General features: G+C 73.6%; 27 protein-coding genes. 14 read left to right on the top strand and 13 right to left on the bottom strand.

The genetic code is table 11. From position 1 onward, the window contains the following. Window positions 1-150 precede the first annotated feature (150 nt). Window positions 151-978 (top strand): NUDIX hydrolase, encoded by an 828-nt coding sequence (locus ACZ6PY_RS12510; RefSeq protein WP_466071618.1) that lies wholly within the window; start codon window positions 151-153, stop codon window positions 976-978. A 3-nt stretch (window positions 979-981) separates the two neighbouring features. Here the strand turns inward: ACZ6PY_RS12510 and ACZ6PY_RS12505 are convergent, their stop codons facing one another. Next, window positions 982-1,938 carry a helix-turn-helix transcriptional regulator gene (locus tag ACZ6PY_RS12505; RefSeq protein WP_466071616.1) on the bottom strand — a complete coding sequence of 319 codons (957 nt, stop codon included), beginning with the start codon at window positions 1,936-1,938 and terminating at the stop codon, window positions 982-984. Window positions 1,939-2,001: 63 nt separating this feature from the next. On the opposite strand from ACZ6PY_RS12505, the gene ACZ6PY_RS12500 reads away from it, so the two are divergent. Beyond that, entirely contained in the window at window positions 2,002-3,192 is a 1,191-nt protein-coding gene (locus tag ACZ6PY_RS12500; RefSeq protein ID WP_466071614.1) for an epoxide hydrolase family protein, read from the top strand. A 77-nt stretch (window positions 3,193-3,269) separates the two neighbouring features. Here the strand turns inward: ACZ6PY_RS12500 and pstB are convergent, their stop codons facing one another. The 7 genes from pstB to ACZ6PY_RS12465 all read right to left on the bottom strand — a co-directional run bounded on the left by pstB (window position 3,270) and on the right by ACZ6PY_RS12465 (window position 10,414). Beyond that, the gene (pstB, locus tag ACZ6PY_RS12495) at window positions 3,270-4,046 is read right to left on the bottom strand and encodes a phosphate ABC transporter ATP-binding protein PstB (protein WP_262282849.1); all 777 of its coding nucleotides are present in this window, start codon (window positions 4,044-4,046) and stop codon (window positions 3,270-3,272) included. Between the two features lie 20 nt (window positions 4,047-4,066). Next, window positions 4,067-5,155 carry a phosphate ABC transporter permease PstA gene (gene pstA / locus ACZ6PY_RS12490; RefSeq protein WP_466071612.1) on the bottom strand — a complete coding sequence of 363 codons (1,089 nt, stop codon included), beginning with the start codon at window positions 5,153-5,155 and terminating at the stop codon, window positions 4,067-4,069. Beyond that, on the bottom strand, window positions 5,152-6,237 hold the full coding sequence (pstC, locus tag ACZ6PY_RS12485) for a phosphate ABC transporter permease subunit PstC (RefSeq protein WP_466071611.1): 1,086 nt from the start codon (window positions 6,235-6,237) through the stop codon (window positions 5,152-5,154). Before pstC ends, pstA begins: the two co-directional genes overlap by 4 nt. Before the next feature lie 41 nt (window positions 6,238-6,278). After that, window positions 6,279-7,382, bottom strand: a complete 1,104-nt coding sequence (gene pstS, locus ACZ6PY_RS12480) for a phosphate ABC transporter substrate-binding protein PstS (RefSeq protein WP_466071609.1) — start codon at window positions 7,380-7,382, stop codon at window positions 6,279-6,281. A gap of 298 nt (window positions 7,383-7,680) precedes the next feature. Next, window positions 7,681-8,607 carry a mycothiol synthase gene (gene mshD, locus ACZ6PY_RS12475; RefSeq protein WP_466071608.1) on the bottom strand — a complete coding sequence of 309 codons (927 nt, stop codon included), beginning with the start codon at window positions 8,605-8,607 and terminating at the stop codon, window positions 7,681-7,683. A 66-nt stretch (window positions 8,608-8,673) separates the two neighbouring features. Further along, window positions 8,674-9,543, bottom strand: coding sequence for a polysaccharide deacetylase family protein (locus ACZ6PY_RS12470; protein WP_466071606.1), 870 nt, complete (start codon window positions 9,541-9,543; stop codon window positions 8,674-8,676). Window positions 9,544-9,700: 157 nt separating this feature from the next. After that, a complete protein-coding gene (locus ACZ6PY_RS12465) occupies window positions 9,701-10,414 on the bottom strand; it encodes a winged helix-turn-helix transcriptional regulator (protein WP_466071604.1) in 714 nt (237 codons plus the stop codon). Between the two features lie 250 nt (window positions 10,415-10,664). Here ACZ6PY_RS12465 and ACZ6PY_RS12460 point away from each other — a divergent pair, with 250 nt between their 5' ends. From ACZ6PY_RS12460 to ACZ6PY_RS12435, 6 genes are all read left to right on the top strand, one after another. Beyond that, window positions 10,665-11,714 (top strand): hypothetical protein, encoded by a 1,050-nt coding sequence (locus ACZ6PY_RS12460; RefSeq protein WP_466071603.1) that lies wholly within the window; start codon window positions 10,665-10,667, stop codon window positions 11,712-11,714. 81 nt (window positions 11,715-11,795) lie between these two features. Then, complete coding sequence (locus ACZ6PY_RS12455) at window positions 11,796-12,581, top strand: LmeA family phospholipid-binding protein (RefSeq protein ID WP_466071601.1); 786 nt, start codon at window positions 11,796-11,798, stop codon at window positions 12,579-12,581. Between the two features lie 83 nt (window positions 12,582-12,664). Continuing rightward, the gene (locus ACZ6PY_RS12450) at window positions 12,665-12,742 is read left to right on the top strand and encodes an Ms5788A family Cys-rich leader peptide (RefSeq protein WP_311202345.1); all 78 of its coding nucleotides are present in this window, start codon (window positions 12,665-12,667) and stop codon (window positions 12,740-12,742) included. Between the two features lie 202 nt (window positions 12,743-12,944). Continuing rightward, the gene (locus ACZ6PY_RS12445) at window positions 12,945-13,820 is read left to right on the top strand and encodes a sulfurtransferase (RefSeq protein WP_313724240.1); all 876 of its coding nucleotides are present in this window, start codon (window positions 12,945-12,947) and stop codon (window positions 13,818-13,820) included. After that, window positions 13,817-14,149: a DUF1416 domain-containing protein gene (locus ACZ6PY_RS12440; RefSeq protein WP_466071599.1), complete on the top strand. Its 333-nt coding sequence runs from the start codon at window positions 13,817-13,819 to the stop codon at window positions 14,147-14,149. Before ACZ6PY_RS12445 ends, ACZ6PY_RS12440 begins: the two co-directional genes overlap by 4 nt. 247 nt (window positions 14,150-14,396) lie before the next feature. Next, a complete protein-coding gene (locus ACZ6PY_RS12435) occupies window positions 14,397-15,263 on the top strand; it encodes a hypothetical protein (RefSeq protein ID WP_466071597.1) in 867 nt (288 codons plus the stop codon). Between the two features lie 8 nt (window positions 15,264-15,271). Here ACZ6PY_RS12435 and ACZ6PY_RS12430 read toward each other — a convergent pair whose 3' ends face one another. The 3 genes from ACZ6PY_RS12430 to ACZ6PY_RS12420 all read right to left on the bottom strand — a co-directional run bounded on the left by ACZ6PY_RS12430 (window position 15,272) and on the right by ACZ6PY_RS12420 (window position 18,163). Then, window positions 15,272-17,326 carry an amylo-alpha-1,6-glucosidase gene (locus tag ACZ6PY_RS12430; protein ID WP_466071595.1) on the bottom strand — a complete coding sequence of 685 codons (2,055 nt, stop codon included), beginning with the start codon at window positions 17,324-17,326 and terminating at the stop codon, window positions 15,272-15,274. Then, window positions 17,323-17,703, bottom strand: coding sequence for an SCP2 sterol-binding domain-containing protein (locus ACZ6PY_RS12425; RefSeq protein WP_466071593.1), 381 nt, complete (start codon window positions 17,701-17,703; stop codon window positions 17,323-17,325). The genes ACZ6PY_RS12430 and ACZ6PY_RS12425 overlap by 4 nt, the downstream gene beginning before the upstream one ends. 85 nt (window positions 17,704-17,788) lie before the next feature. Next, complete coding sequence (locus ACZ6PY_RS12420) at window positions 17,789-18,163, bottom strand: DsrE family protein (protein ID WP_466071591.1); 375 nt, start codon at window positions 18,161-18,163, stop codon at window positions 17,789-17,791. A 12-nt stretch (window positions 18,164-18,175) separates the two neighbouring features. On the opposite strand from ACZ6PY_RS12420, the gene mtfM reads away from it, so the two are divergent. Beyond that, window positions 18,176-18,280 (top strand): small membrane protein MtfM, encoded by a 105-nt coding sequence (gene mtfM, locus ACZ6PY_RS12415; protein ID WP_046570768.1) that lies wholly within the window; start codon window positions 18,176-18,178, stop codon window positions 18,278-18,280. Between the two features lie 114 nt (window positions 18,281-18,394). Further along, window positions 18,395-18,982: a heme-binding beta-barrel domain-containing protein gene (locus ACZ6PY_RS12410; protein WP_466071589.1), complete on the top strand. Its 588-nt coding sequence runs from the start codon at window positions 18,395-18,397 to the stop codon at window positions 18,980-18,982. Between the two features lie 150 nt (window positions 18,983-19,132). On the opposite strand, the gene ACZ6PY_RS12405 is transcribed toward ACZ6PY_RS12410, so the two are convergent. After that, on the bottom strand, window positions 19,133-19,981 hold the full coding sequence (locus ACZ6PY_RS12405) for an aminotransferase class IV (RefSeq protein ID WP_466071587.1): 849 nt from the start codon (window positions 19,979-19,981) through the stop codon (window positions 19,133-19,135). 67 nt (window positions 19,982-20,048) lie between these two features. On the opposite strand from ACZ6PY_RS12405, the gene ACZ6PY_RS12400 reads away from it, so the two are divergent. The 4 genes from ACZ6PY_RS12400 to ACZ6PY_RS12385 all read left to right on the top strand — a co-directional run bounded on the left by ACZ6PY_RS12400 (window position 20,049) and on the right by ACZ6PY_RS12385 (window position 23,586). Then, window positions 20,049-20,477, top strand: a complete 429-nt coding sequence (locus ACZ6PY_RS12400; protein ID WP_262282865.1) for a Fur family transcriptional regulator — start codon at window positions 20,049-20,051, stop codon at window positions 20,475-20,477. Beyond that, on the top strand, window positions 20,474-21,586 hold the full coding sequence (ygfZ, locus tag ACZ6PY_RS12395) for a CAF17-like 4Fe-4S cluster assembly/insertion protein YgfZ (protein ID WP_466071584.1): 1,113 nt from the start codon (window positions 20,474-20,476) through the stop codon (window positions 21,584-21,586). The genes ACZ6PY_RS12400 and ygfZ overlap by 4 nt, the downstream gene beginning before the upstream one ends. A 117-nt stretch (window positions 21,587-21,703) precedes the next feature. After that, window positions 21,704-22,531 (top strand): beta-keto acid cleavage family enzyme, encoded by an 828-nt coding sequence (locus ACZ6PY_RS12390; protein WP_466071582.1) that lies wholly within the window; start codon window positions 21,704-21,706, stop codon window positions 22,529-22,531. 95 nt (window positions 22,532-22,626) lie between these two features. Next, a complete protein-coding gene (locus ACZ6PY_RS12385; RefSeq protein ID WP_466071580.1) occupies window positions 22,627-23,586 on the top strand; it encodes an asparaginase in 960 nt (319 codons plus the stop codon). Between the two features lie 9 nt (window positions 23,587-23,595). Here the strand turns inward: ACZ6PY_RS12385 and ACZ6PY_RS12380 are convergent, their stop codons facing one another. Then, complete coding sequence (locus tag ACZ6PY_RS12380) at window positions 23,596-24,393, bottom strand: alpha/beta fold hydrolase (RefSeq protein WP_466071578.1); 798 nt, start codon at window positions 24,391-24,393, stop codon at window positions 23,596-23,598. Between the last annotated feature and the right edge of the window lie 59 nt (window positions 24,394-24,452).

The following is a 24,452-nucleotide window of genomic DNA, read 5'->3' as shown; positions in this document are numbered from 1 at the left end:
GACCGCTCCTCGGCACGGTCGCGCCGTCGACCGTCCGCCCCGCCGGCGTGATCTTGGAGAGTTGTCGTTCCTCACGAACGGCAACCCTCCAAGATTGGGGCCGCCACCGCGTGAACGCATGATCCATGAGCCGGGAACTAGGCTCGGGGCATGACGATCGACGGCTTCGCCGCACCCCCCGCCCTGGTGGAGCACGCCCGCCGGTTCCGCGCCGAGGGTGGTGTGCCGGCCCTGCCGCGGGTCGCCGCCACCGTGCTGCTGCTCCGCCCGGCCGGCGCCGACTTCGAGGTGTACCTGATCCGGCGGGTGGCCGCGATGACCTTCGGCGGGATGTACGCCTTCCCCGGCGGCGGCGTGGACCGTTCCGACTCGCAGGCGCACCTGGACTGGGCCGGCCCGGCACCGGCCGGGTGGGGCGAGCGGCTCCGCCTCGACCCGGCCGCCGCGCAGGCGGTCGTCTGCGCCGCCGCCCGGGAGGTCTTCGAGGAGGCGGGCGTGCTGCTGGCCGGCCCGGACGGCGGGACCGTGGTGGGGGACGTGAGCGGGGACGACTGGGAGGCGGCCCGGCAGGACCTGGTGGCCCGGCGGACCGGCTTCGCCGACCTGCTGGCCGGGAAGGGGCTCACCCTCCGGTCCGACCTGCTGCTGCCGTGGAGCCGGTGGATCACCCCGGAGTTCGAGCCGCGCCGCTTCGACACGTACTTCTTCGTGGCCCTGCTGCCCGAGGGGCAGCGGACCCGGGACGTCTCCGGCGAGGCCGACCACACGCTGTGGCTGCGCCCGGCGGACGCCCTGGCGCGGGCGGAGGCCGGCGAGCTGACCATGCTGCCGCCCACGATGGTGACCCTCGGCGAGGTCGCCGCCGCCGGCGACCTGGCCGGCGTGGCCCGCGCGGCGGACGGGCGCGACCCGGGCACCCCGGTCACCCCGCACCTCGACCTCTCCGACGCCGAGGCGCCCCGCTTCCGCCTCTCCTGAGGGTCAGCCGGCGGCGCGGAGGTAGCGCTCCGCGAGGGAGCGCAGGAGGTCGGCCAGCTCGGGCGGGTCCTCGACGGTGAAGTCGAGGTCGAGCAGGCCGAGCCAGACTGCGATCGTCTCCAGCCGGTCGGCACCGGTGTGCAGGAGGCAGGCCGCGTCGCCGGCCGGCTCGACGGTGCCGACGGCGGGGTTGATGCGGTCGGCCACCACCTCGGCGGGGGCGTGCACCCGGATCCGCGCCCGGTGCCGCCACGCGGCCGACGAGACCCCGTGCCGCACCCGGTCCACCACGTCCCCGGGCAGCTCGCGCGCCGCGAACCGCGGGCCGGTCGGGGTACGCGGGCTGATCCGGTCCACCCGGAAGGTGCGCCAGTCGTCCCGCGCCGGGTCGAAGGCCACCAGGTACCAGCGCCGGCCCCAGTTGACCAGCCGGTACGGCTCGACGTCCCGCCGGTCGGCGGTCCCGTCGTGCCGGACGTAGTCGAACCGCAGCCGCTCCCGGTCCCGGCAGGCCGCCCCGATCACGCTGAGCGTCCCGGCGTCCACGGTCGGCCCGGGCTGGTCGTGCGGCACGCGGACGGTGTGCGTGTGCAGGGCGGTGACCCGGCGGCGCAGCCGGTGGGGGAGCACCTGCTCCAGCTTGGCCAGCGCGCGCAGCGAGGTCTCCTCGATGCCGGCGACGCTGCCGCCCGCGGCGGTCCGCAGCCCGACCGCCACCGCCACCGCCTCCTCGTCGTCGAGGAGCAGCGGGGGCAGGGCCGCTCCGGCGCCCAGCCGGTAGCCGCCGACCGCGCCCCGGGTGCCGTGCACCGGGTAGCCGAGCTCGCGCAGCCGCTCCACGTCGTTGCGCACGGTCCGGGTGCTCACCGCGAGGCGCTCGGCCAGTTCGGCGCCGGTCCAGTCGCGCGGGGTCTGCAGCAGCGACAGCAGGCGCAGCAGCCGCGCCGAGGTCTCCAACATTTCCCGGATGCTGCCAGCCCATTAGGAACGGAACGTTCCTAAATTCTTCCTACGCTCAGAGGCATGGCAGACAACACCGCGATCGTCCCGTTCCGTATCGACGTCCCGCAGGCCGACCTGGACGACCTCGCCGACCGGCTGGCCCGGACCCGCTGGGCCGAGGAGCTGCCCGCCGACCCCGACGCGGCCGCCCCCGCCGGCCCGATCCCGCCCGGCTGGGAGTACGGCGTCCCGCTGAGCTGGGTGCGGCGGCTGGCCGAGCGCTGGCGCACCACCTACGACTGGCGGGAGTGGGAGGCGCGGCTCAACGCGTACCCGCAGTTCACCACCGAGATCGACGGCCAGCGGGTGCACTTCCTGCACGTCCGCTCGCCCGAGCCGGACGCCACCCCCCTGATCCTCACCCACGGCTGGCCGGGCACCGTCGCGGAGTGGCTCGACGTGATCGGCCCGCTGACCGACCCGCGGGCGCACGGCGGCGACCCGGCCGACGCCTTCCACCTGGTGATCCCGTCGGTGCCGGGGTTCGGCTTCTCCGGGCCGACGCGGGAACGCGGCTGGAACCGCCACCGGGTGGCCTGCGCCTGGGCCGAGCTGATGCGCCGCCTCGGCTACGAGCGGTACGGCGCGGCCGGCAACGACCTCGGCGCCTTCGTGTCGCCGGAGGTGGGCCGGGCCGACCCGGAGCACGTGCTGGGGGTGCACGTCACGCAGGTCTTCTCCCTGCCGTCCGGTGATCCGGCCGAGCTGGCCGCCCTCACCGAGGAGGAGCGCGGCAAGGTGGCGTTCGCCGACTGGTTCGTGCAGCGGCGGGGCGGCTACGACAAGCTGCACTCGACCGAGCCGCAGAACGTGGCGCACGCGCTGGCCGACTCGCCGGTGGGCCTGCTCGGCTGGCTGGGCCAGCTCATGGGTGACCAGATCGACCCCGACCACGTCCTCACCAACACGACGATCTACTGGCTGACCAACACGGCCGCCTCGGCGGCCCGCTACTACTACGAGGACGCCGAGGCCGTGCACCCGACGCAGAAGGTCAACGGGCGGGGCACGGCGGCGCCGGAGCCGACCACGGTGCCGCTCGGCCTGGCCAACTTCGCCTGGGACTTCCAGTCGATCCGCACGCTCGCCGAACGGGACCACAAGAACATCGTCTCCTGGCACACGTACGACCGGGGCGGCCACTTCGCCGCCCACCAGGTGCCCGACCTGCTGGCGGCGGACCTGCGGAAGTTCTTCGCCGCGCTGCGTTGAGCGGAGCCGGTGCGCGGACACACCGGGGGCCCCGGTCGGGATCGACCGGGGCCCCCGCGGACCGGGACGGCAGCGGCTCAGCCGAAGCGGCCGGTGATGTAGTCCTCGGTCTTCTTCTGGCTCGGGTTGCTGAAGATCTTCTGGGTGTTGTCGTACTCGATGAGCCGGCCCGGGTCGCCGGTCTTCTCGATGGAGAAGAAGGCGGTCCGGTCCGACACCCGGGCGGCCTGCTGCATGTTGTGCGTGACGATGATGATGGTGAACTTGTCCTTGAGCTGGAACATCAGGTCCTCGATGGCCAGCGTGGAGATCGGGTCCAGCGCCGAGCAGGGCTCGTCCATCAGCACCACCTGCGGCTCGACCGCGATGGTGCGGGCGATGCAGAGCCGCTGCTGCTGACCGCCGGAGAGGCCGGCGCCGGGCTTGCCGAGCCGGTCCTTCACCTCGTCCCAGAGGTTCGCCGAGCGGAGCGCCTTCTCGGCGGCCTCCTCCAGGATCGACTTGCGCCGCACGCCGTTGAGCCGCAGGCCGGCCACCACGTTCTCGAAGATGCTCATGGTGGGGAACGGGTTCGGCCGCTGGAAGACCATGCCGATCATCCGCCGGACCGCGGTGACGTCGACGTCCCGGTCGTAGATGTCCTGGTTGTCGATGGTCAGGCTGCCCTCGACCCGGGCACCCGGGAGCACCTCGTGCATCCGGTTGACCGACCGCAGGAAGGTGGACTTGCCGCAGCCGGACGGGCCGATCAGGGCGGTGACCGTCTTCGGCTCGACGGTCAGGTTGATGTTCTCGATCGCCTTGAACCCGCCGTAGTAGGCGGAGACGCCGGTGGCTTCGATGCGCTTGGCCATGGTGGTGGTACCTCCGGGGTTCATCGGCCGAGCCGGTTACGACGGGCCAGCACCTTCGCCGCGACGGTCAGGACGAGGACGAGGGCGACCAGGGTCAGCGCCGCGGTCCACGCCCGCGCCGGCGAGTACTTCGAGGCCTCGCCGGCCTGCTGGTAGACGAAGAGGGCCAGCGACGACTGGTTGTTCTCGAACGGGTTGAAGTTGATCGCGGCGCCGCCGCCGGCCACGAGCAGCACCGGCGCGGTCTCGCCGGCCGCCCGCGCGATGGCGAGCATGATGCCGGTGACGATGCCGGGCAGCGCGGTCGGCAGCACGACCCGCAGGATGGTCTTCCACTTCGGTACGCCGAGGGCGTAGGCGCCCTCGCGCAGCGGGGCCGGCACGAGGCGGAGCATCTCCTCGGTGGACCGGACCACGGTCGGCAGCATGAGCACGCTCAGGGCCAGCGCGGCGGCGAAGCCGGAGAAGCCCGGCCGGCCGTCGTTGAACCACGGCGAGACGACCAGCACCCAGAAGGCCAGCACGAACAGGCCGGTGACGATCGAGGGGATGCCGGTCATCACGTCCACGAAGAAGCGGATGGTGAAGGCGAACCGGCCCCGGCCGTACTCGACGATGTAGATCGCGCAGAGTACGCCGAGCGGGACGGTGATCAGCGTGGCGATGCCGACCTGCTCCAGGGTGCCGATGATGGCGTGGTAGGCGCCGCCGTTGGCGTCCCGGGCCCCGATGTTGTTCATCGAGGTGCCGAAGAAGTTGCCGTCCAGCCGCTCGGTGCCCTTGCTGACCAGGGTCCAGACCACCGAGGCCAGCGGCAGCACCGCCAGCACGAAGGCGGAGTGGATGAGCGCGCTCCAGGTCCGGTTGCGGGCGGCCCGCCGGCCCTCCACCGCCTTCGCGGCGGTGTAGAGGCCGGCCAGGTAGAGCAGCGCGGCGATGACCACGACGAGGACCGGGCCGCCGATGCCGGCGCCGTAGACGATGCCGGCCGAGACCAGCAGCGCCACAACGGCGATGGCGGGTGCGGCGTACGCCGGAAGTCGCCGGGCCCGCAGCGTGAGCGGCTGGGCCGGCGGCTGCGGGCGGTGGGAGGTGACGGTGGTGGTCATGCGGCCGACTCCGTGAACTCGCGGCGGCGGTAGATGATCGCCCGCGCGGTGATGTTGACGATCAGCGTGATCGCGAAGAGCACCAGGCCGGAGGCGATCAGCGCGCCCCGGCCGGTGTCGTTCGCCTCGGCGAACCGGTTCGCGATGTTCGCGGCGATCGAGTTGCCACCGCTCTGCAGGATGTTGAACGAGATGGCGTACGTCGAGCCGAGGGTCAGCGCCAGCGCGATGGTCTCGCCGAGCGCCCGGCCCAGGCCCAGCATCACGGCGGCGATGACGCCCGGCCGGCCGTAGGGGAGGACGGCGGTGCGGACCATCTCCCAGCGGGTGGCGCCCAGGGCGAGGGCGGCCTCCTCGTTGGCGGTCGGGGTCTGCCGGAACACCTCGCGGGAGAGCGAGGTGACGATGGGCAGCACCATGATCGCCAGCACCACCGAGCCGAGCAGGATCGAGCTGCCGTACGGGCCCTCGCCGAAGATCGGGATCCAGCCGAAGTACTTGTTCAGCCAGGCCGACAGGTCGGCGACCGGCTGGGCGAAGTAGTCCCGGCCCCAGAGGCCGAAGACCACGCTGGGCACGGCGGCCAGCAGGTCGATGAGGAAACCGAGGGCGTTGCCCAGGCGGCGCGGGGCGTAGTGCGACAGGTAGAGGGCGATGCCGAGCGCCACGGGCACCGCCATGAGCAGCGCCAGCAGCGAGCTCAGGACGGTGCCGAAGGCGAGCGCGCCGATGCCGAACTTCGGCGGGTCGTCGTTCGGGAACCAGCCCTCGAAGGTCCAGAAGGACTCGCTGTTGGCCCGCAGGGCCGGCACGGCCTTGGCGATCAGGAAGACCGCGATGGCCGCGATGACCACCAGGACGGTGGTGCCGGCGGCCAGGGTCAGGCCACGGAACGCGCGTTCCGCGCCGAAGGCGCGGGCCCGGGGCAGCCCGCCGCCGCCACCCAGGCCGTTGTCGGGGATGCCAGGGATGCCGGAGGGCTCGGCCACACGCGCCGAGGCACCGGCGGGCCACTCGTGGCTCGTGGCCACGCGGGTCCCGCCGGTGCCGGCGTGCGCCGAGCGGTGAGGGGTGTCACCCATCTGCTCGCTCGCTTCGGTAGAGGAGGTGTGTGGTCAGTGCGTCAGGAGAGGCTCTTGACCGCGGTCTCGACCTTGGTGCGGACGGTCTCGGGCAGCGGGGCGTAGCCCAGCTCGACCAGCTCCTGCTGGCCCTCGGAGCTGGCGGCGTGGCTCAGCAGGCCCTTGACCAGCGGCAGCTTGTCGGCGGCGAGGCCCTTGCTGCAGACGATCTCGTAGGTCGCCAGGACGATCGGGTACGCCCCGGCCTCCTTGGTGTTGTAGTCGATCGACATCTTGAGGTCGTTGCCCTGGCCCTCGAACTTGGCCCCGGCGATGGTCTTGCCGGCCGAGTCGCCGGTCAGCTCGACGAACTCACCGTTGCCGTTCTTGACCTTCGCCATCTTCAGGGCGGAGTTCTCGGCGTAGGACCACTCGACGTAGCTGATCGTGCCCTCGGTGCCCTTGACCTTGCTGGCCACGCCGTCGGACTTCGCCGCACCGACGCCGCCCGGGGCCTTCCACGCCTTGGAGTTCTCGAAGGTCCAGTCCGCCTCGGCGGTCTTCGACAGGTACTTGGTGAAGTTGTCGGTGGTGCCCGACTCGTCGGAGCGGTGCACCGCCTGGATCGCGGTCGACGGCAGCTTGGCGTCCGGGTTGTCGGCCTTGATCGCCGCGTCGTCCCACTTGGTCACCTTGCCGGCGAAGATCTTCGCCAGGGTGGCCGGGCTGAACTGGAGGTTGTCCGCGCCGCTGACGTTGTAGACGATCGCGACCGGGCCGATCACCATCGGCAGGTTGAGGGCCTGGCCGCCGGCGCACTTGGCGTCCGCCTTCGGCTGCTCGTCCTCCTTGAGCGCGGAGTCGGAGCCGGCGAAGTCGGCGGTGCCGGCGATGAACGCCTGGACGCCGGCGCCCGAGCCGCTGGGCTCGTAGTTGATCGTGGTGCCGGAGCACTTCTGCTGGTACGCCTTGATCCACTCGGCCATGGCGTTCTTCTGCGCGGAGGAGCCCTGCGCGTTCAGCGTGCCCTTGCCGCAGTCGACCGCGGCGGCGGAGCCGGAGGCGGAGGTGCCGGTCGGCTCGTTGTTGTCCGAGCCGCAGGCGCTGAGACCGAGCACCGCGGTAAGAGCGAGGCAGGCAATGGCGCCGTGCCGCTGGAGCTTCACCTGAGGGGTTTCCCTTCACGTCTTTGTCAGGTCGCCCGGTCTCCCGGGTGCCGGCGCTGACCGGCTGAAAGGAAAGGTAGAAGTGCCAGGTAGACGGTTCGCCGGTCGGAAATGAACGGAAGATGAACAGGCGCGGCCGGCCGGATGGCCGTCGCCTGAGGGCCCGTTGTCCATTTCGTGAACCCGCAGCCCGCTATCGCCAATAATACGATTTTTCCGGGCAGCCGTTATCCGGCCGAGGCCACCGCGTGACGCGGTCGTGACCGCCGCCGCGGGGTCGAGGAGGTGGCGCCGGGCGTCAGCCGAGGTGGTAGTTGACGTGCGCCGACCAGCGGGCGAAGCCGAGGCGCTCGTAGAGGGCCACGGCGGCGCCGTTGGAGTCGTCCACGTAGAGCATCACCCGGTCCAGCCCTCGCCGGTCCCGCAGGTAGGACAGGCCGGCCGTGGTGAGCGCCCGGCCGAGGCCGCCGCGGTGCGCCGACGGGTCCACGCCGAGCACGTAGACCTCGCCGATCCGGGCCGAGCCCGGGCGCTCGTGCACCTTCGTCCAGTGGAAGCCGAGCAGCCGGCCGGTGGCCGAGTCCTCCGCGAGCAGGAAACCGGCCGGGTCGAACCACGGCTCGGAGAGGCGCACCCGCAGGTCGTCGGTGGTCCACCGGCCCTGCTCGGGGTGCTGGGCGAAGGCGGCGTTGTTGACCGCCAGCCAGGCGTCGTCGTCCTCGCCGGGGCGGAACGCGCGCAGCCGTACACCCTCCGGCAGGGCGGGCTCGGGCAGCGCGGCGGTCAGCGGGCGGCGCAGCTGCCAGAGCACCCGGGCGCGGGTGAAGCCCAGGTCGACCGCGAGCGCGGCGGCCGACGGGTGGTCGCCGTGCGCCCAGGCGCGCAGCGGCCCGGAGGCGGCGGCCAGCACGCCCCGGGCGAGGGCCCGCCCGGTGCCGCGCCGCCGGTACGCCGGATGCACCACCAGCTCCACGCCGATCCCCTCGGCGGGGTCGGTGGTGTCGAGGTGGGCGTACCCGGTCAGGGTGTCGTCGGCGGCGCGGGCGGTGAGGTGCACGGCGGGGGCCTCGGGGTCGCGCAGCCGGAGCAGCACGTGCTCGTCGAGCGGGTCGGCGCCGTCCGCGTCACCGGCGGTGCGGGCCAGCGCCAGCACCTCGGCGACCTCGACCGGCGCCAGCCGGTCGGCGCGGGCGACACGGTCGGCGGTCGGCGTGGTGCTGCTCATCCCGCCACCGTAGCGGCCGGCGGGCCGCCGATCATGCCGGACGCGGGCACCGGGCGGTGGCGGTGGTCACGTGGTGCCGGTGGGCAGCGCCTCGAGCTGGAAACGCCGCAGCAGTTCGGGAAGCAGGCGCTGCAACGCCTCGACCGTGCCGGAGCGGTCGCCGCCCGCGTCGTGCATGAGCACGATCGAGCCCGGCCCGGTCTGGGACAGCACCGCCTCGGTGATCTTGTCCGCGCCGGGCGCCTGCCAGTCCGTGGGGTCCACCGCCCAGTGCAGCGGCGTCATGCCCATCCCCTCACAGACCGACACCACCGGGGACGTCCAGGCGCCACCCGGCTGCCGGAAGTACGCGATCCGCGCGTCCGGTGCCGCCGCCAGGATCGCGTCGTTGGTGCGCACCAGGTCGTCCCGGATCGCCTCCGGCGAGCGCTCGCCCAGCGTGATGTCGTGGTTCCAGGAGTGGTTGCAGATGGTGTGACCGTCGGCCACGATCGACCGGACCAGGTCCGGGTGGGCCTCGGCGTTCTCGCCGACCACGCAGAAGGTGGCCCGCACCCCGTACTCCTTGAGCAGGGCGAGCACCTGGGGTGTCCACTGTGGGTCGGGGCCGTCGTCGAAGGTCAGCGCGATCCGGGCCGAGCCGGTGCTGATCTCCGCGCCGTACGGGCCCGTGCTGTCGTCGGCCTGGCGGCCGCTGCCCGGGGCACTCGGGCTGGCGTCGGGGCTCGGCTCGCCGTGGTCGCCGGCGGGCGGGCCGGGGAACTCGGTGCTGGGCGGCTGGTCGCCGTAGCGCGGGGCGTGGACGCTGGCGGCCACGCCGGCGTTCCGGTGCGGCTGCTCGGGCATGAGGCTGCGGCCGAGCGCGAACGCGGAGCCGAGCAGCGCGGCCACCACCACCGTCACCATCCCGGCCGCCCGGAGCGTCGAGGCCGACATCAGCCCGCCCGGCCGTTCTTCGCCCCCGTGGTCAACACACGCACCGTCGCCCCCTTCGCCCGGCAGATCCCGGCAGTCAGAGTAGGGCTGACCGAGCGGGCAAATAGGGCTAAAGGGGGTAATCCTCCCCGATCGGGGACGTGGCGGAAGCCTGGGCTCAGACGGGCAGCGAGGCGGGCTCCGACTCCGGCAGCGAGCGCGACGGCGGCACGACGAACTTGTAGCCCACCTGGCGCACCGTGCCGATCATCGACTCGTACTCCGAGCCGAGCTTGGCGCGCAGCCGCCGGACGTGCACGTCGACCGTGCGGGTGCCGCCGAAGTAGTCGTAGCCCCAGACCTCACGCAGCAACTGGTCCCGCGTGAACACCCGGCCCGGGTGCTGGGCCAGGAACTTCAGCAGCTCGAACTCCTTGTAGGTGAGGTCGAGCGGGCGGCCCTTCAGCTTCGCCGCGTAGGTGTCCGGGTCGATGGTCAGCTCGCCGGCCCGGATCGAACCGCCGGCACCCGCCGTCGCGTTGCTCAGCCGGCCGACCGCGAGCCGCAGCCGGGCCTCCACCTCCGCGGGACCCGCGCCGGCCAGGATCACGTCGTCCACGCCCCAGTCGGCGTTGAGCGCGATCAGCCCGGCCTCGGTGACGACCGCGACCAGCGGGACGCCCAGCCCGGTGGCGTGCAGCATCCGGCAGGTCGCGCGGGCCTCGCTCAACTCGGCGCGGGCGTCCACCAGGACGGCGTCCGGGGTCGGGCCGGAGACCAGCGTGCGGACGTCGCGCGGCGCGGTGCGGACCGAGTGCGGCAGCAGGTCGAGCGCCGGCAGCACCGCCGATGGTTCACCTGCGCGCGCGGTCACCAGCAGCAGGAGCTCCACACGATCACCTCCGTCCCGGCGGCCCTCCGGCCGCGCGCGACCAGCGGCACTCCGTGACGGGTGGCGCTGAGAATTTGCGTGGGTCCCGGCGTCGCTGACGGGCGGGTAACGGCTTGAGCGTAACCGATCGCCCGGCCGTCACCTCCGCACCCTTTCCTGTTTGTCTGTTCTGCCCCTGATCGCGGCTCAGGTTTTAACGTTGCCGAAACCGTGACTCCGCCCGACCGGCCGGGTCTGGCACGATCGGTGCGTGTTTCCCTCCACCTCGCCCGACACCGGCCGTGAACCGTGGCCCGACGACGCGGCCTCCAGGCCCGCCGGCCCCGCCCGTGGCTACCCGCCGGCCCCGCGCACCGGCCCGGCCGACGACAGCGGCGGCGGGCGGGAGCGGAAGGGCCCCCGCCGGCTCCGCAAGGGCGGGCCGGGCCGGCGCCCCGACGACGAGCCCGAGGAGACGCCCGAGGAGGAGGTGCCTCCGGTCCCGGTGCGCCGCCCGCTCGCGCTGACCGTCGCGGGCTTCGCCGCGCTGCTCGGCGTCGGCCTGGTGCTCGGCGCGCAGACCGCCGGCCCCGGGCACCGGCTGCCCTTCGCGTTCATCATCTTCGGCGTCCAACTGCTCTTCGTGCTGGCCTGGACCATGGCCATGCGGCCGCCCGCGCTGCTGGTCGTCGCGCTGGTCAGCGCCGCCGCGGCCGGGATCGCCGACGCCGCCGCGGTGCAGTCGGACATCGCCGGCCTGGCCCCCCTCGGCTACGCGGCGGCCGCCGGCCTGGTGCTCGCAGTGCTGGGCCAGCTCTTCCGCCGGGTGGACCGGGTCCGGGTGACCGACTCGCTGGGCGGCACCCTGCTGATCGTCGTGGGGGTGGTCGCCTTCGCCACGCTGATCGTGCTCAGCCGGATCCCGAAAGGCACTCAGGCGATCACCGTCTGCCTCACCGCCACCGGCGTGGCCCTGCTGGTGGCCCGGCTGACCGACGCGGTGGCCCCCTGGCCGCGGCTCGCCCCGCAGGTGCCCCGGGGGGCCGCCGGCGTGGTTGCCGGCGCCATGCTCGGCACCCTGACCAGCGCCGTGCTCGGCAGCTACCTGGTCGGCTTCACCCCGACCAGCGCCGCGCTGGTCGGCCTGGTCACCGCCGGCACCGCCGTCCTGGCCGACCTCGCCGTGGGGTACGCCGAGGCGGGCCGGCTGATGGCCGGCGAGCCGCCGACCATGTGGGTGGCCCGGCACATGCAGGGCCCGCTCGGCGGCTTCGCGCTCGCCGCGCCGGCCGCGTACGCCATGTGCGTGCTCTTCCTCTGAGCCCGCGGTTGGGGCGACGGCGCCTCGGGTAAGTACCGTTGCGCCGCGAGACGCGGTGATGCGGCGGAGTCAGGAGGCGGCGTGGCAGAGGCGTACCCGGCGAACGAGGGCCGACCCCGGCGGCGGGGCCGGAAGGTGCTGGTCGGTTTCGTCGTCCTGCTGCTGGTCCTGGCCGGGCTCCTGGTGGTCGCCGACCGGGTGGCCGCCGGCGTCGCCGAGCGCGCCATCGCCGACCAGGTGAAGAAAGAGGTCGCCAAGCAGGACGCGCAGTCCTCAGCGCCCCGGGTCGAGGTCGGTGGCTTCCCGTTCCTCACCCAGGTGCTCGCCGGGAAGTACGAGCACATCTCGATCGTGCTCACCGACGTGCAGGGCAACGTGCAGGGCGACGCGGTCAGCGTGCCGCGGCTGGACGTGGACGCCCGCGACGTCAAGGCGTCGCTGGACACCCTCCGCTCCGGCCAGGGTGACGTGGTGGCCGAGACCGTCGACGGCCGGGGCACGGTGACCTACGACAGCCTGGCGAAGCTGCTCGACCGCCCCGGGCTCACCCTCGGCGAGCGGAACGGCAAGCTCGCGGTCACCGCGCCGGTGGACATCCTCGGTGCCAAGCTGACCGTCAACGGCACCGCCGACGTGACGGTCGCGGGCGGCAAGGTGGCCCTGCGGTTCAACGACGTGACCGCCGAGGGCCTGCCCAACCTGCCGCTCGCCAAGACGCTGCTGGCCAACTACGCCAAGGGCATCTCGATCGACGTGCCCCTGCCGGAGCTGCCCTTCCAGCTCAACGTGCGCAAGGTGGAGCCGAAGCCGGAGGGTCTCGTGGTCACCGCCGACGCGCGGAACGTGCCGATCAACTCCGCCGGCTGAGCCGCCGCCCGCCGTCCCGGCCGTGTCCCGGATGCTGGTCGGCCCGGTGGCAGCCTCCGGGCCGACTGGTAGTCTCCCTTTCCATGGGGACGCTCCTCACCAAACGGCGCGCGGTCGACCTGTGCCGCGTGGCCACCTGCCTGTGTCGCCCCGTCATCTGACGGCGGGGCTGTCCTCGGCCGCTTAGCGGCCACCGGCACACAGGGTCCGCGTACCCTCCGGTTTCCCCTCTTCGCCCGGCAGCGGCGCCGTCGCACGTACCCGTGATCCGTTCCTAGCTCTGGGTCCCGCGCGTGGTGCGACAATCACCAACTTCGATCTCCGCGCGCTGGCTCACCATCCATCCTCACAGGGAGTGATCTGATGAGTCGCGACACCGCACTCGTCTCGGCCGAGTGGGCCGAGAAGAACATCGACGCCCCGGGCGTCGTCTTCGTCGAGGTCGACGAGGACACCTCGGCCTACGACACCGGCCACATCGCGGGCGCCGTCAAGCTCGACTGGCGCACCGACCTCCAGGACCCGGTGCGCCGGGACTTCGTCAACCAGGACCAGTTCGCCGCGCTGCTCTCCGAGCGCGGCATCGGCAACGACGACACCGTCATCCTCTACGGCGGCAACAACAACTGGTTCGCCGCGTACGCGTACTGGTACTTCAAGCTCTACGGCCACCGGGACGTCAAGCTGCTCGACGGCGGCCGGAAGAAGTGGGAGCTGGACGCCCGCCCGCTGGTCACCGACACGGTGCAGCGCCCCGCGACGCAGTACGTCGCGCAGGCGCCGGACACCTCGATCCGCGCCTTCCGCGACGAGGTCGTCGCCGCGATCGGCACCAAGAACCTGGTCGACGTGCGCAGCCCCGACGAGTACGCCGGCCGGCTGCTCGCCCCGGCCCACCTCCCGCAGGAGCAGGCCCAGCGGGCCGGCCACGTGCCGACCGCGATCAGCGTCCCGTGGTCCAAGGCGGCCAACGAGGACGGCACGTTCAAGTCCGACGACGAGCTCCGCCGGATCTACGCCGACGCGGGCCTGGACGACGGCAAGGAGACGATCGCCTACTGCCGGATCGGCGAGCGCTCCTCGCACACCTGGTTCGTGCTCCAGGAGCTGCTCGGCCACCGCAACGTGAAGAACTACGACGGCTCCTGGACCGAGTACGGCTCGCTGGTCGGCGTGCCGGTCGCGCTCGGTGACACTCCCGGCGAAGCCGGGTCGGACAGCTCTGTCGGGGGGGCGTGATTCTGGTGACTGCTCCCACCGCCGCGGGCTGCGCCGCCCCGGACCAGGCCGCCCCCCTCCCGGCCAGCCTGGACCTGGAGAAGGAAACCGTCATCACCGGCCTGGTCACGGCCGAGTCCGGCGAGGCCGTGCCGGGCGCGTACGTCCGGCTGCTCGACTCGACGGGCGAGTTCACCGCCGAGGTGGTGACCTCCCCGGCCGGCCAGTTCCGGTTCTTCGCCGCGCCGGGCAGCTGGACCCTGCGGGCGCTCTCCCGGCACGGCAACGGCGACACCGCCGTCACCGCCGCCCGCGGGATCAACGAGGTGACCGTCACGGTCGCCGCCTGACCCACGCTCTGATCGTGGCCCGCCGTCCCACGAGGGACGGCGGGCCACGAGCCGTTCCGGCGCCCGCCGTCCCGCTCCGCGGAACGTCGAGGGACGGCGGGCCACGAGCCGTTCCGGCGCCCGCCGTCCCGCTCCGCCGAACGTCGAGGGACGGCGGGCCACGAGCCGTTCCGGCGCCCGGCGGGCTGATCGCCGGGTGTGTCGAGGCGCGGCACGGTCGGTCGTCGCGGCGTGACACCATGGCCCGGTGAGTGAGGCCGTCCAGGCGGGATACGCCCCGCCGACCCGTCCCGACCAGCCGGCCCCCGGCCGGCGTCGGCTGCGCTGGCTGGTGGCCGCCACGGCGGCGTGGGCGGTGCTGCTCGCCGGGCTCACCTGGTGGTCGGTGCGGCACGACCCGCCGACCGTGAAGGAGCAGCGCTCGCTGGACCAGGCCGGTCCCGTGGTGGACCGGGCGCTCGGCCGGCTGACCGCCGCGGTCGGGCGGGACGGGGTGCCGGCGCTCCTGCCGGACCGGATCGAGCGGGGCTGCCGGATCACGCCCCTGGACGACGGCGCCGAGTTGGAGCGCGGCGTGGCGGTCGTGCTGGCCGGCGACGACGACGTACGCCAACTGCTCCAGCGGGTGGCCGACCGGCTGCCACCGGACTGGCGGGCGGGCGTCTCGGCGTTCGACGGCCAGCCGCGGCTGCGCGCCGACGCGGGGGAGTTCGTCACCGTCGAGGGCCGGCCCGCCGGGCCCGGCCGGGTGGAGCTCACCGCGGCCACCGGCTGCCGTCCGGTCGGGGCGGGCTACCGGCCGCCGGCAGCCGACGCCCCGGCCGAGACCGCGGAGGCAGGCCGGGCCGTGGGCCGCTGGGGCGGCGCCGGCGGTCCCGTCCAGGTCCTCGCGGCGCCCTGCCCCGGAGGGGGAACGGTCCGCACGGCCCGGGCCGAGACGGCCGGCGGACCGGTCGGTTCTCCGCTCGCGGCGGCCTTCCCGGATGCCGCCGGCGGCTCCCTGGTGCTCCGTGACTCCGCCGAGGAGTACGCCCTGCGCGGCAGCTTCGCGGTGCTCGCCGAGCGGGTTGACGACCGGGTGCGGGTGGCGGTCACCAGTCCCTGCCCGGCCTGACCCCGCGGTCAGTGCCCGTGGCGCTGGTCGTGCGGCCCGCGACTACGCCCCAGGGCGTCCACCCGGCCCCACCGGCCGGGGATGTCCAGCAGCTCCACCCGGCCCATCCCGCCGGGAACGGCGGGATCGATGATCAGATGCTCGCCCTGCGGCTCCAGGCCGAGCATCACCCGCAGCAGCAGCAGCGGGGTGCCGGCCGACCAGGCCTGCGGGCTGCACGCGGTCGGGTACTCCACCGGATAGTCGGTGAGTCCGCGCTCGTAGCCGGCGAACGCCTCGGGGAGCCGCCCGTTGAAGAAGCGGGACGCGCTCAGCATCGCGTCGCAGATCTGCCCGGCCTCGTCCCGGAAGCCGTACTTCCACAGGCCCCAGGCGATGATCGAGTTGTCGAACGGCCAGACCGTGCCCACGTGGTAGCCGATGGGGTTGTAGCGGCCCTGGTCGTCGGCGAGGGTCCGGACGCCCCAGCCGGAGAAGAGCCGCGGCCCGAGCAGGTGCCCGGCGACGGTCGCCGCCCGGGACTCGTCGACGATGCCGCTCCAGAGCAGGTGGCCGATGTTGGAGCTGAGCGCGTCCACGTGCCGCCCGTCCGGGTCCAGGGCGAGCGCGTAGTACTCCCGCCCGGGAATCCAGAAGTCCCGGTTGAAGCGCTCCTTCAGCGCCGCGGCCTCCCGCTCCAGCCGGTCGGCGTACGCCGGGTCGTTCCAGAAGGTCCGCGCCAGCCGGGCGCCCCGCAGCTTGGCGTCGTACGCGTAGCCCTGCAGTTCGCAGGTGGCCCGCGGGAAGGGCGGCAGCCGGCCGTCGGAGTAGGAGATCGAGTCCCAGGAGTCCTTCCAGCACTGGTTCGCCAGGCCGGTCTCCGGGTTGCGGGTCATGTACCAGACGTAGCCCGTGCCGAGCAGGTCCCCGTACGTGTCGAGCCAGGCCAGCGCGCCCCGCGTCTCGTGTTCGAGCTGCCTGACCAGCTTCGCGTCCCCGGTCCACCGCTCGTACTCGTCGAGCAGGATGACGAAGAGCGCCGTGGTGTCGGCCGAGCCGAAGTACGGCGAGTGCGGCTGCTCCTCGAAGCCGGCCGTCTCGCCGTAGCGCAGCTCGTGCAGGATCTTGCCGGGCTCCTCGTCCCGGAAGTCGTCCACCCGGCTGCCCTGGAGGCCGGCCAGCATGAGGATGGTCGGCGGGACCAGTTCCGGCAGGAACGGCAGCACCTGGAGCGAGGTGAAGATGCTGTCCCGCCCGAACAGGGTCATGAACCAGGGCAGGCCGGCGGCGAGCAGCCGCACGCCCAGCGCGATCGACTCGTACCGGAGGGCGGCCAGGTCGTTGAGGCTGCGCCGGTACGCCCCGGCCAGCGGCTGGCAGTCGCAGCCCAGCTTCGGTGCCCGCGCGATCAGCGCGTTCTGCTCGGCGTTGATGGCCCCCACCGAGCGCTGGCCGCCGAGCGGCAGGGTGGACCGGATGTCCTCGCCCCGGGCCCCGTAGATCTTCGTCGCCACGTGCAGCCGGGTGGTCCACTCGCCGTGCGGCCCGACCCGGAGCCGGAAGGTCATCCCCTCCCGGTCGACCTCGGTGGGCGCGCTGCTCTCCACCACAGCCTCCCGGTGGAACCCTTCCCGCCGGTAGGTGAGCCGCAGCTGGTTCTCGCCGACCGTGGGTGTGGTGTGCCCCTTCTTCTGCCGCCGGTGCTTGATCTCGAACAGGTCGGCGAAGTCGGAGCCGATGTCCAGCCGGACGACGAACTCCACCTCCTGCCCGGAGTGGTTGAGCAGGGTCAGCTCCTCCTCGAAGCTGCCGCCGATCGACCGGCTGCGGATCATCGAGACCTTGGCGTCCAGGTAGTGCGTCGGCTCCCCGGGCACCAGGAAGAACCGGGTCCGGTACGACAGGGTGTCGTCGATCGAGAGCGCGTGGAGCCGCTGCCCGTTGAGGGTGAGCAGCCAGGTCGAGATGAACCGGGTGTCGAAGGAGAACAGCCCGGTGGGGAAGTCGAACGACGGCTCGATGTCGCCGCGCCGGTCGCTGACCAGGAAGGTGTTGCCGTCCAGGATGCTGACGCGTTCCTTCACGTCGATCGCCGGACCTGTTCGCGGGCCGTCTCCCGGGGGTCCCGCACACCGGGCGGGTCGGGGAAGAACCGGCGGAACAGCAGGAAGAGCACGACCTGGCCGCTGAACGTGGCCTCGTTGCGCAGCACCGCCGCCATGCCGGCCTCCCGGCCCGTGACCAGGCCCTCGAACAGGTCGGCGCTGACCGTGAAGACGGCGTCGGCGGGCAACTGCTCCCGGGTCACCCGGACGCTCCCGGGCGCCAGTTCGAGAAGCCAATGCTCGGTGCGGTTGCCGGTGGTCAGGTCCAGCTGGAGGCGGCCGCGAGTGGGCCCGCGCAGCACCGCCGGGGCACGCGCCGGCAGGGATGCGAAGAACCGCTCGATCGCTTCGCCCACATCAGGATCGTAGGCAGCGGCCGGACATGTCGGGCAAGGATCGGCAGTCCACGCGGAACGGACATCCGCCGCGCGGCCGGGTCGGTCAGTAGACCAGGGCCCGGGCGCCCTCGGCCATCGCCTCCTCGACGAAGACCGCCGCCCCGGCGATCCGCACGCCGGGGATGACGTCGTCCGGGCCGATGTCGCGGCGGGCCGCGCACTGCGTGCAGGCGGTCACCCGGCCGGTGGTCAGGATGACGTGCAGCAGTTCGGCCAGCGGCGCGGAGTGCGGCAGCTCGAATTCCTGCGCGCGCCCGGGCAGCGCGAACCAGGTCGACTCCCCGGTGAGCCAGAGCGACACGTCCACCCCGGCGGCCGCGGCGGTGGCGGCGACCGTGAAGGCCTGCGCGCAACGCTCCGGGGCGTCGGCTCCGGCGGTGGCCTTGACGACGAGAGTGCGGGCCATGACGCCCAGCATAGGATGGCCGGGATGGTTACCGAGATCGGGTTCGTCAGCCTGCTGGTCGCCGGCCTGGGCGCGCTCGCCGGTGGCCTGGTCTACCTTGCCGTACGAATTTCGAGAGGAAAATGGTGAGCGCGAGGAGTGAGCCGGGTTTGCGAGCCCCGCAGTCGCGAACGAAGGTGGCGCGGTGAGCGCGAGGAGTGAGCCGGGTTTGCGAGCCCCGCAGTCGCGAACGAAGGTGGCGCGGTGAGTGAGAACCCGCTTCAGCCGCCGTGGCTGAACGCGCCGCCGGTCGAGCCGTACCCGTACGAGGAGAGCCACGACCTGCGCGTCGGCCCGAAGCTGCACCGGAGCCTGGACGGCCTGCTGCCGTACATCGGGGTGTGGCGCGGGCGGGGTCGCGGCGGGTTCCCCACCATCGAGGACTTCGACTTCGCGCAGGAGATCCGGATCAGCCACGACGGCCGGCCGTTCCTGTTCTACGAGTCCCGCGCCTGGATCCTCGACGAGCAGAGCCGCCCGGTCCGCCCGGCCGGCCGTGAGGTGGGCTGGTGGCGTCCGGTGCTGGACGGCGACCGGGTCACCGACGAGTTGGAAGCGCTCATGACCACGCCCACCGGCGTGATGGAGCTGCACATCGGCAAGCGCAAGGGCACCCAGATCGAGTTCGCGACCGACGCGGTCGTGCGCACGGCCACCGCCAAGGAGGTCACTGCCGGTGCCCGCCTCTTCGGCATCGTGGAGGGCGCCCTCCTGTACGCCCAGGAGATGGCCGCCCTGGGCCACCCCCTGAGCCCCCACCTGTCCGCCCGCCTGACCCGAGTAGCCGGCTAACCCCACCCCCACCCACCCCACCCTCCGGCCCCGCCCCGGTGATCATGAAGTTATTGCCCTTCGCGCCGACGTGTCGGCGCAATAACTTCATGATCAACGCCGCCGAGGAGGAGGGCGGCTGGATCGACGCCGCCGGTCGGGGGGTGGTGGTCAGTCGTGGGGGAAGCCCAGGAGGGTGAGCAGGGGTGCGGTCAGGGGGGAGCGGGGGCGGCGGGAGCCGTCCAGGGCGGTCACCTCTGCCAGGCCGCGGAGGGACGACGTCAGCCAGATGGCGTCGGCCTCGTGCAGGTCGGCGAGGGTGGGTAGGCGTTCGGCTGCGGTGAGGCCCAGCTCGCCCGCGTGGTCCAGGAGCCAGTGGGCCGTGATGCCGGGGAGGACGCCGGTGGCCGCGGCCGGGACCGTGCAGAGGGTCCCGCCGCTCAGCCAGACCACGTTCGCGGTGGGCGCCTCCAGCACGTAGCCGTCGGTGGAGACCCAGAGCACGTCGTCCACCCCGGCCTGATCGGCCCACCGGCGGGCGGCGGTGCTCAGCGCGTACGAGGTGGATTTCACACCGGCCGGGAGCCAGCCCAGCTCGGGGCGGGACCGGGCGGCCACCCCGAGCGGCAGGGTGGCGACCGTCACCCCGTCCCGCCGGGCCCGGCGCGCGGCGGCCGGCACCTCGCCCAGCGTGGCGTAGACCGTCGGCGGCCCGCCGCCCTCCGGCCCCCGGGTGCACACCAGCCGCACCGCGCCCTCGACCTCCGGGGGCCAGCCCGCGCGGACCGTGTCCAGCAGCTCGACCAGCACGCCGGTGGGGGGCAGGGCCAGCCCGATGGCCGCCGCGCCGGCCCGCAGCCGGGCCAGGTGGGCGTCGCGCAGCCAGGGCCCACCAGCGCGCAGGTGCATCGTCTCGAAGAGGCCGTCGCCGTGCAGCACGCCCCGGTCGTCGCCGCGCAGCACCGCCGTACCGGCCGGCACGACGCCCCGGCCCGGCACGGCCACCCGCCTCGCCACCACGAGCGCAGCGTAGTGGCGTACCCCGGCGGCGGGCGGACCGGCGCGGCGGCCGAACTATGATCGGACGGTGTCCGAATCCTCGCTCGCGGAACTGCTCCGCTCCCGTGGGCTGCGGCTGACGGCGCAGCGGCAGCTGGTCCTCCAGGCCGTCCTGGACCTGGGGCACGCCACGCCGGAGCAGGTGCACACGGCGGTGCGCGAGGTGGCCGCCGGGGTCAACATCACCACCATCTACCGGACGCTGGAGCTGCTGGAGCGCCTCGGCCTGGTGACCCACACCCACCTGTCGCACGGCTCGCCGACCTACCACGCGGCCGGTGAGCACCAGCACGTCCACCTGGTCTGCCGGGAGTGCGGTGCGATCGACGAGATAGACCCCGAGCTGCTCCGGCCGCTGGCCGACCAGCTGGCCGCGCAGCGGGGATTCCAGGTCGACATCGGGCACGTGGCGCTCTTCGGCGTCTGCGGCCAGTGCGAGGACGGGGAACGCAAATGATCGAGATCGCGGGCGCGGTGGCCGCCGAGGCCATCGACGAGGAGACCCGGGAGCAGCCCGAGCCGGCCCACCGGGCGGCGGGGGTCGGCCCGGTGGCCGCCCACTACGGCGACCCGATGCGCGAGCAGCGCACCCTGGCCACCGGCGTGGGCCTGGTCGACCGCTCGCACCGGGGCGTGATCGCGGTCCCCGGCGAGGAGCGGATGACCTGGCTGCACACGCTGACCAGCCAGCACCTGGCCGCGCTGCGGCCGTGGCAGGGCACCGAGCTGCTGGTGCTCTCGCCGCACGGGCACGTCGAGCAGCACGCCCTGGTCGCCGAGGACGGGGAGACCACCTGGCTGGACACCGAGCCCGGGATGACCGGCGGCCTCCTTGCCTACCTGGAGAAGATGCGGTTCTTCAGCAAGGTCGACCCGCGCGACGTCACGGCCGACCACGCGCTGCTCTCGCTGGTCGGGCCGGAGGCCACCGGCGCGCTCGACACCCTCGGGGTCACCGGCCTGGCCGCGGCCGACGTGGTCGCGGTGCCGGGTCCGAAGTTCCGCTCCGGCGAGCTGCCGTCCCGGCCCTCCGTCGTGTACGACGTGAAGCCGCTGCCCGTCGGCGGCTGGGCGCGGCGGGTGGCGCTCGGCGTCGACCTGCTGGTGCCCCGCGCGGCGATGCCCCAGGTGGTCGACGAGCTGCGCGGCGCCGGTGTGCCGGTGGCCGGGCTGTGGGCGTACGAGGCGGTGCGGGTGGCCGCCCGGCAGGCCCGGGCCGGGGTGGACACCGACCACCGGACGATTCCCGCCGAGGCCGGTCTGATCGGGTCGGCGGTGCACCTGGACAAGGGCTGCTATCGCGGCCAGGAGACGGTGGCCCGGGTGCACAACCTGGGCAAGCCGCCTCGGCGACTCGTCCTGCTGCACCTGGACGGGGTGACCACCGACCAGCCGCCGGCCGCCGGCACGCCGGTGACGCTGGACGGCCGGGCGGTCGGCTTCGTGGGCACCGCGGCGCACCACTTCGAGCTGGGCCAGATCGCCCTCGCCGTGGTCAAGCGGAACGTGGCCGACGACGCCCGGCTGATGGTGGGGGAGACGGCCGCCGCCATCGATCCGGCGTAAGGGATGCCGCTCAGGCGGCGGCAAAGCGGAAAATCTTCTGTTTCCTGCCGCCGCCGCGGCCGATTCTGCTGATTCCGGCTGTCGACCGGAGGGGAGTCGGCGGTCTAGGATCCCGGCATGACCACAGGGACGTTGATCACGGTTGCCCCCACCGGCGCGGAGTCGGCCAAGGCGGAGGTGCCGGCGCTGCCGGTGACCCTCGACGAGCTGCTGCTGACCGCCAAGGAGTGCGAGGCGCTCGGCGCCGCCGTGATCCACGTCCACATCCGCGACGACGAGGCGAAGCCCACCCTCGACCAGGGCCGGCTGCGGGAGACCGTGGCGGCGCTGCGGCAGAGCACCGACCTCATCGTGCAGCTCTCCTCCGGCGGCGCGGTGACCGACCCGGAGGCCGCCCGGCTGGCCGTGCTCGACGCCGGCCCCGACATGGCCTCCTGCACCATGGGCACTGTCAACTTCGGCGACGACGTGTTCCTCAACCGCTGGGAGTTCATCGTCGACCTGCACACCCGGATGCAGGACAAGGGCGTCGTCCCCGAGTACGAGATCTTCGACCTCGGCCACCTCACGGCGCTCCAGCGCCTGCTCGGCAAGTACGGCCTGCCGCACGGCGGGCACGTGCACGTCGACTTCGTGATGGGGGTGCCGGGTGGCATGCCGGGCACCACGGCCACCCTGGTGGCCGCCCAGCAGATGCTCCGCGACCTGCCCGAGGGCACCACGTTCTCGGCCACCGGCATCGGCCGCACCACCATCCCGGTGCTGCTGGCCTCGCTCTCGGCCGGCGGTCACCTGCGGGTCGGCATGGAGGACACGGTCACCTACGCGAAGGGCCGGCCGGTCGAGTCCAACATGCAACTGGTCGCCCGCGCGGTCGGGTTCGCCCAACTCGCCCAGCGCCCCCCGCTGACCACCACCGAGGCCCGGGCGCTGCTCGGCCTGTAAGCGACGGTCGGCCCGCCACCCCCTGTACGCCGGCGGCCGGCGTCCCTGGTCACCCCGGTGCCGGCCCGGTCGAGCCCGTCGGTACCGTCCACTGCGTGGGAAAGACGTACGAGGGCGGCGTGCCGCTCGCCGAGGTGGTCCGGTCCGGGTTCGTGGAGGGCTTCCACCGGGGGTCCGTGGCGGTGCTCGACGCCGCCGGCGCACCGGTGTCGGGGGCGGGTGACGCCACCTCGCCGGTCTTCCCGCGGTCGTCGAACAAGCCCATGCAGGCGATCGGGATGCTCCGCGCCGGCCTGCCGCTGACCGACCCGGCCGACGTGGCGCTGGTCTCGGCGAGCCACGCCGGCGAGGAGTTCCACGTCGAGCGGGTCCGCGCCCTGCTGCGCGGCGCCGGCCTGGCCGAGGAGGCGCTGCACTGCCCGCCGGACCTGCCGGTCGGCGAGGCGGCCCGGGAGGCGGTGCTGCGTGCCGGGGGTGGCCCGTCCCGGGTCCTGATGAACTGCTCCGGCAAGCACACCGGCATGCTGCTCACCTGCCTGGCCGCCGGCTGGCCGCTGGACGGCTACTGGCGGCCGGAGCACCCGCTCCAGCAGCGGCTCACCGCCGCGATCGAGGAGTTCACCGGGGAGCGGGCGGCGGCCGTCGGGGTGGACGGCTGCGGTGCCCCGGTGCTCGCCGTCTCGCTGACCGGGCTGGCGCGCGCCTTCCTGCGGCTGGTCTCCGCGGAGCCGGGCACCGTCGAGCGGACGGTGGCCGACGCCATGCGGGCGTACCCGGAGCTGGTGGGTGGCACCCAGGCCGACGACACCCGGCTGATGCGCGGCGTACCCGGACTGCTGGCCAAGGTCGGCGCGGAGGGCGTGATCGCGGCGGCCGTGCCGGAGGTCGGCGCGGTCGCGCTCAAGATTGACGACGGCGCCGGGCGGGCCCGGATGCCGGTGCTGGTGTCGGCGCTGCGCCGGCTCGGCGTCGACGCCCCCGTGCTGGCCGAGTACGCCGAGATCCCGCTGCTCGGCGGCGGCCTGCCGGTCGGGGCGGTCCGCCCGGTCTGGTGATCCGGGCGGTCAGGGGAGGAAGTCGAGCAGCGCCGCGTTGACCGGCTCGGGGCGCTCCAGCGGCAGCAGGTGACCGGCGTCCGGCACGTCCGGCAGCCGCACGCCCCGGGGAGCCTCGGCGGCGATCCGGTCGGCCAGCCGGCGGATGTCGGCCAGGTCGTCCGCGCCCGCGGCGGCCAGCACCGGCATCCGCAGCTCGGCCAACCGGTCGATCGCCGGCGGGTCCAGCTCGCCCGCCTCGACCGCGCTGAGCGCCTGCTCGGCGGCGAGCGCCCGGCGGTCCATCTCCTCGGCGAACCGGATCAGCTCCGGGTCGACGTCGGCCGGCTCGCGGGTCGGGCCGACGACCCAGAACCGCACCTCGCCGGCCGCGGTCGCACCGAAGTCCTCCGGGTCGACGTCGCCGACCAGCTCCTCCCAGAGCTGCTCGGTCTCCTCGGACCACTCGTTGCCGGAGACCGGGGCGCCGAAGAGGGCCAGCGCGGCGACCCGCTCCGGGTACGCCAGCGCGGTGTCCACCGCGACCTTGCCGCCGAACGAGCAGCCCACCAGCGCGGCCTGCGCCACGCCCAGCGCGTCGAGCAGGCCGATCACGTCGTCGTGGTGCGCGAACGGGGCGGGGGGCAGCTCGGAGTCGCCGTAGCCGCGCAGGTCGACGGCGACGACCCGGTGCCGGGCGGCGAGCGCGGGCACCTGGCTGCGCCACATCCGCCGGTCGGCGATGCCGGCGTGCAGCAGCACCACCACGCTGCCGCTACCGGCCTCGTCGTAGGCGAGGGAGGAACCGTTGACTTCGATCTTGGCCACGGGGGAACCGTACGGACGCACCACCGGGTTCGCAACCGCCTTCGGTGACGTCGCTAACT

It is taken from the genome of Micromonospora sp. NPDC048907, assembly GCF_055586885.1.
The sequence above is the reverse complement of the archived record's forward strand: the minus strand, read 5'-3'. Positions and strand labels throughout refer to the sequence as shown.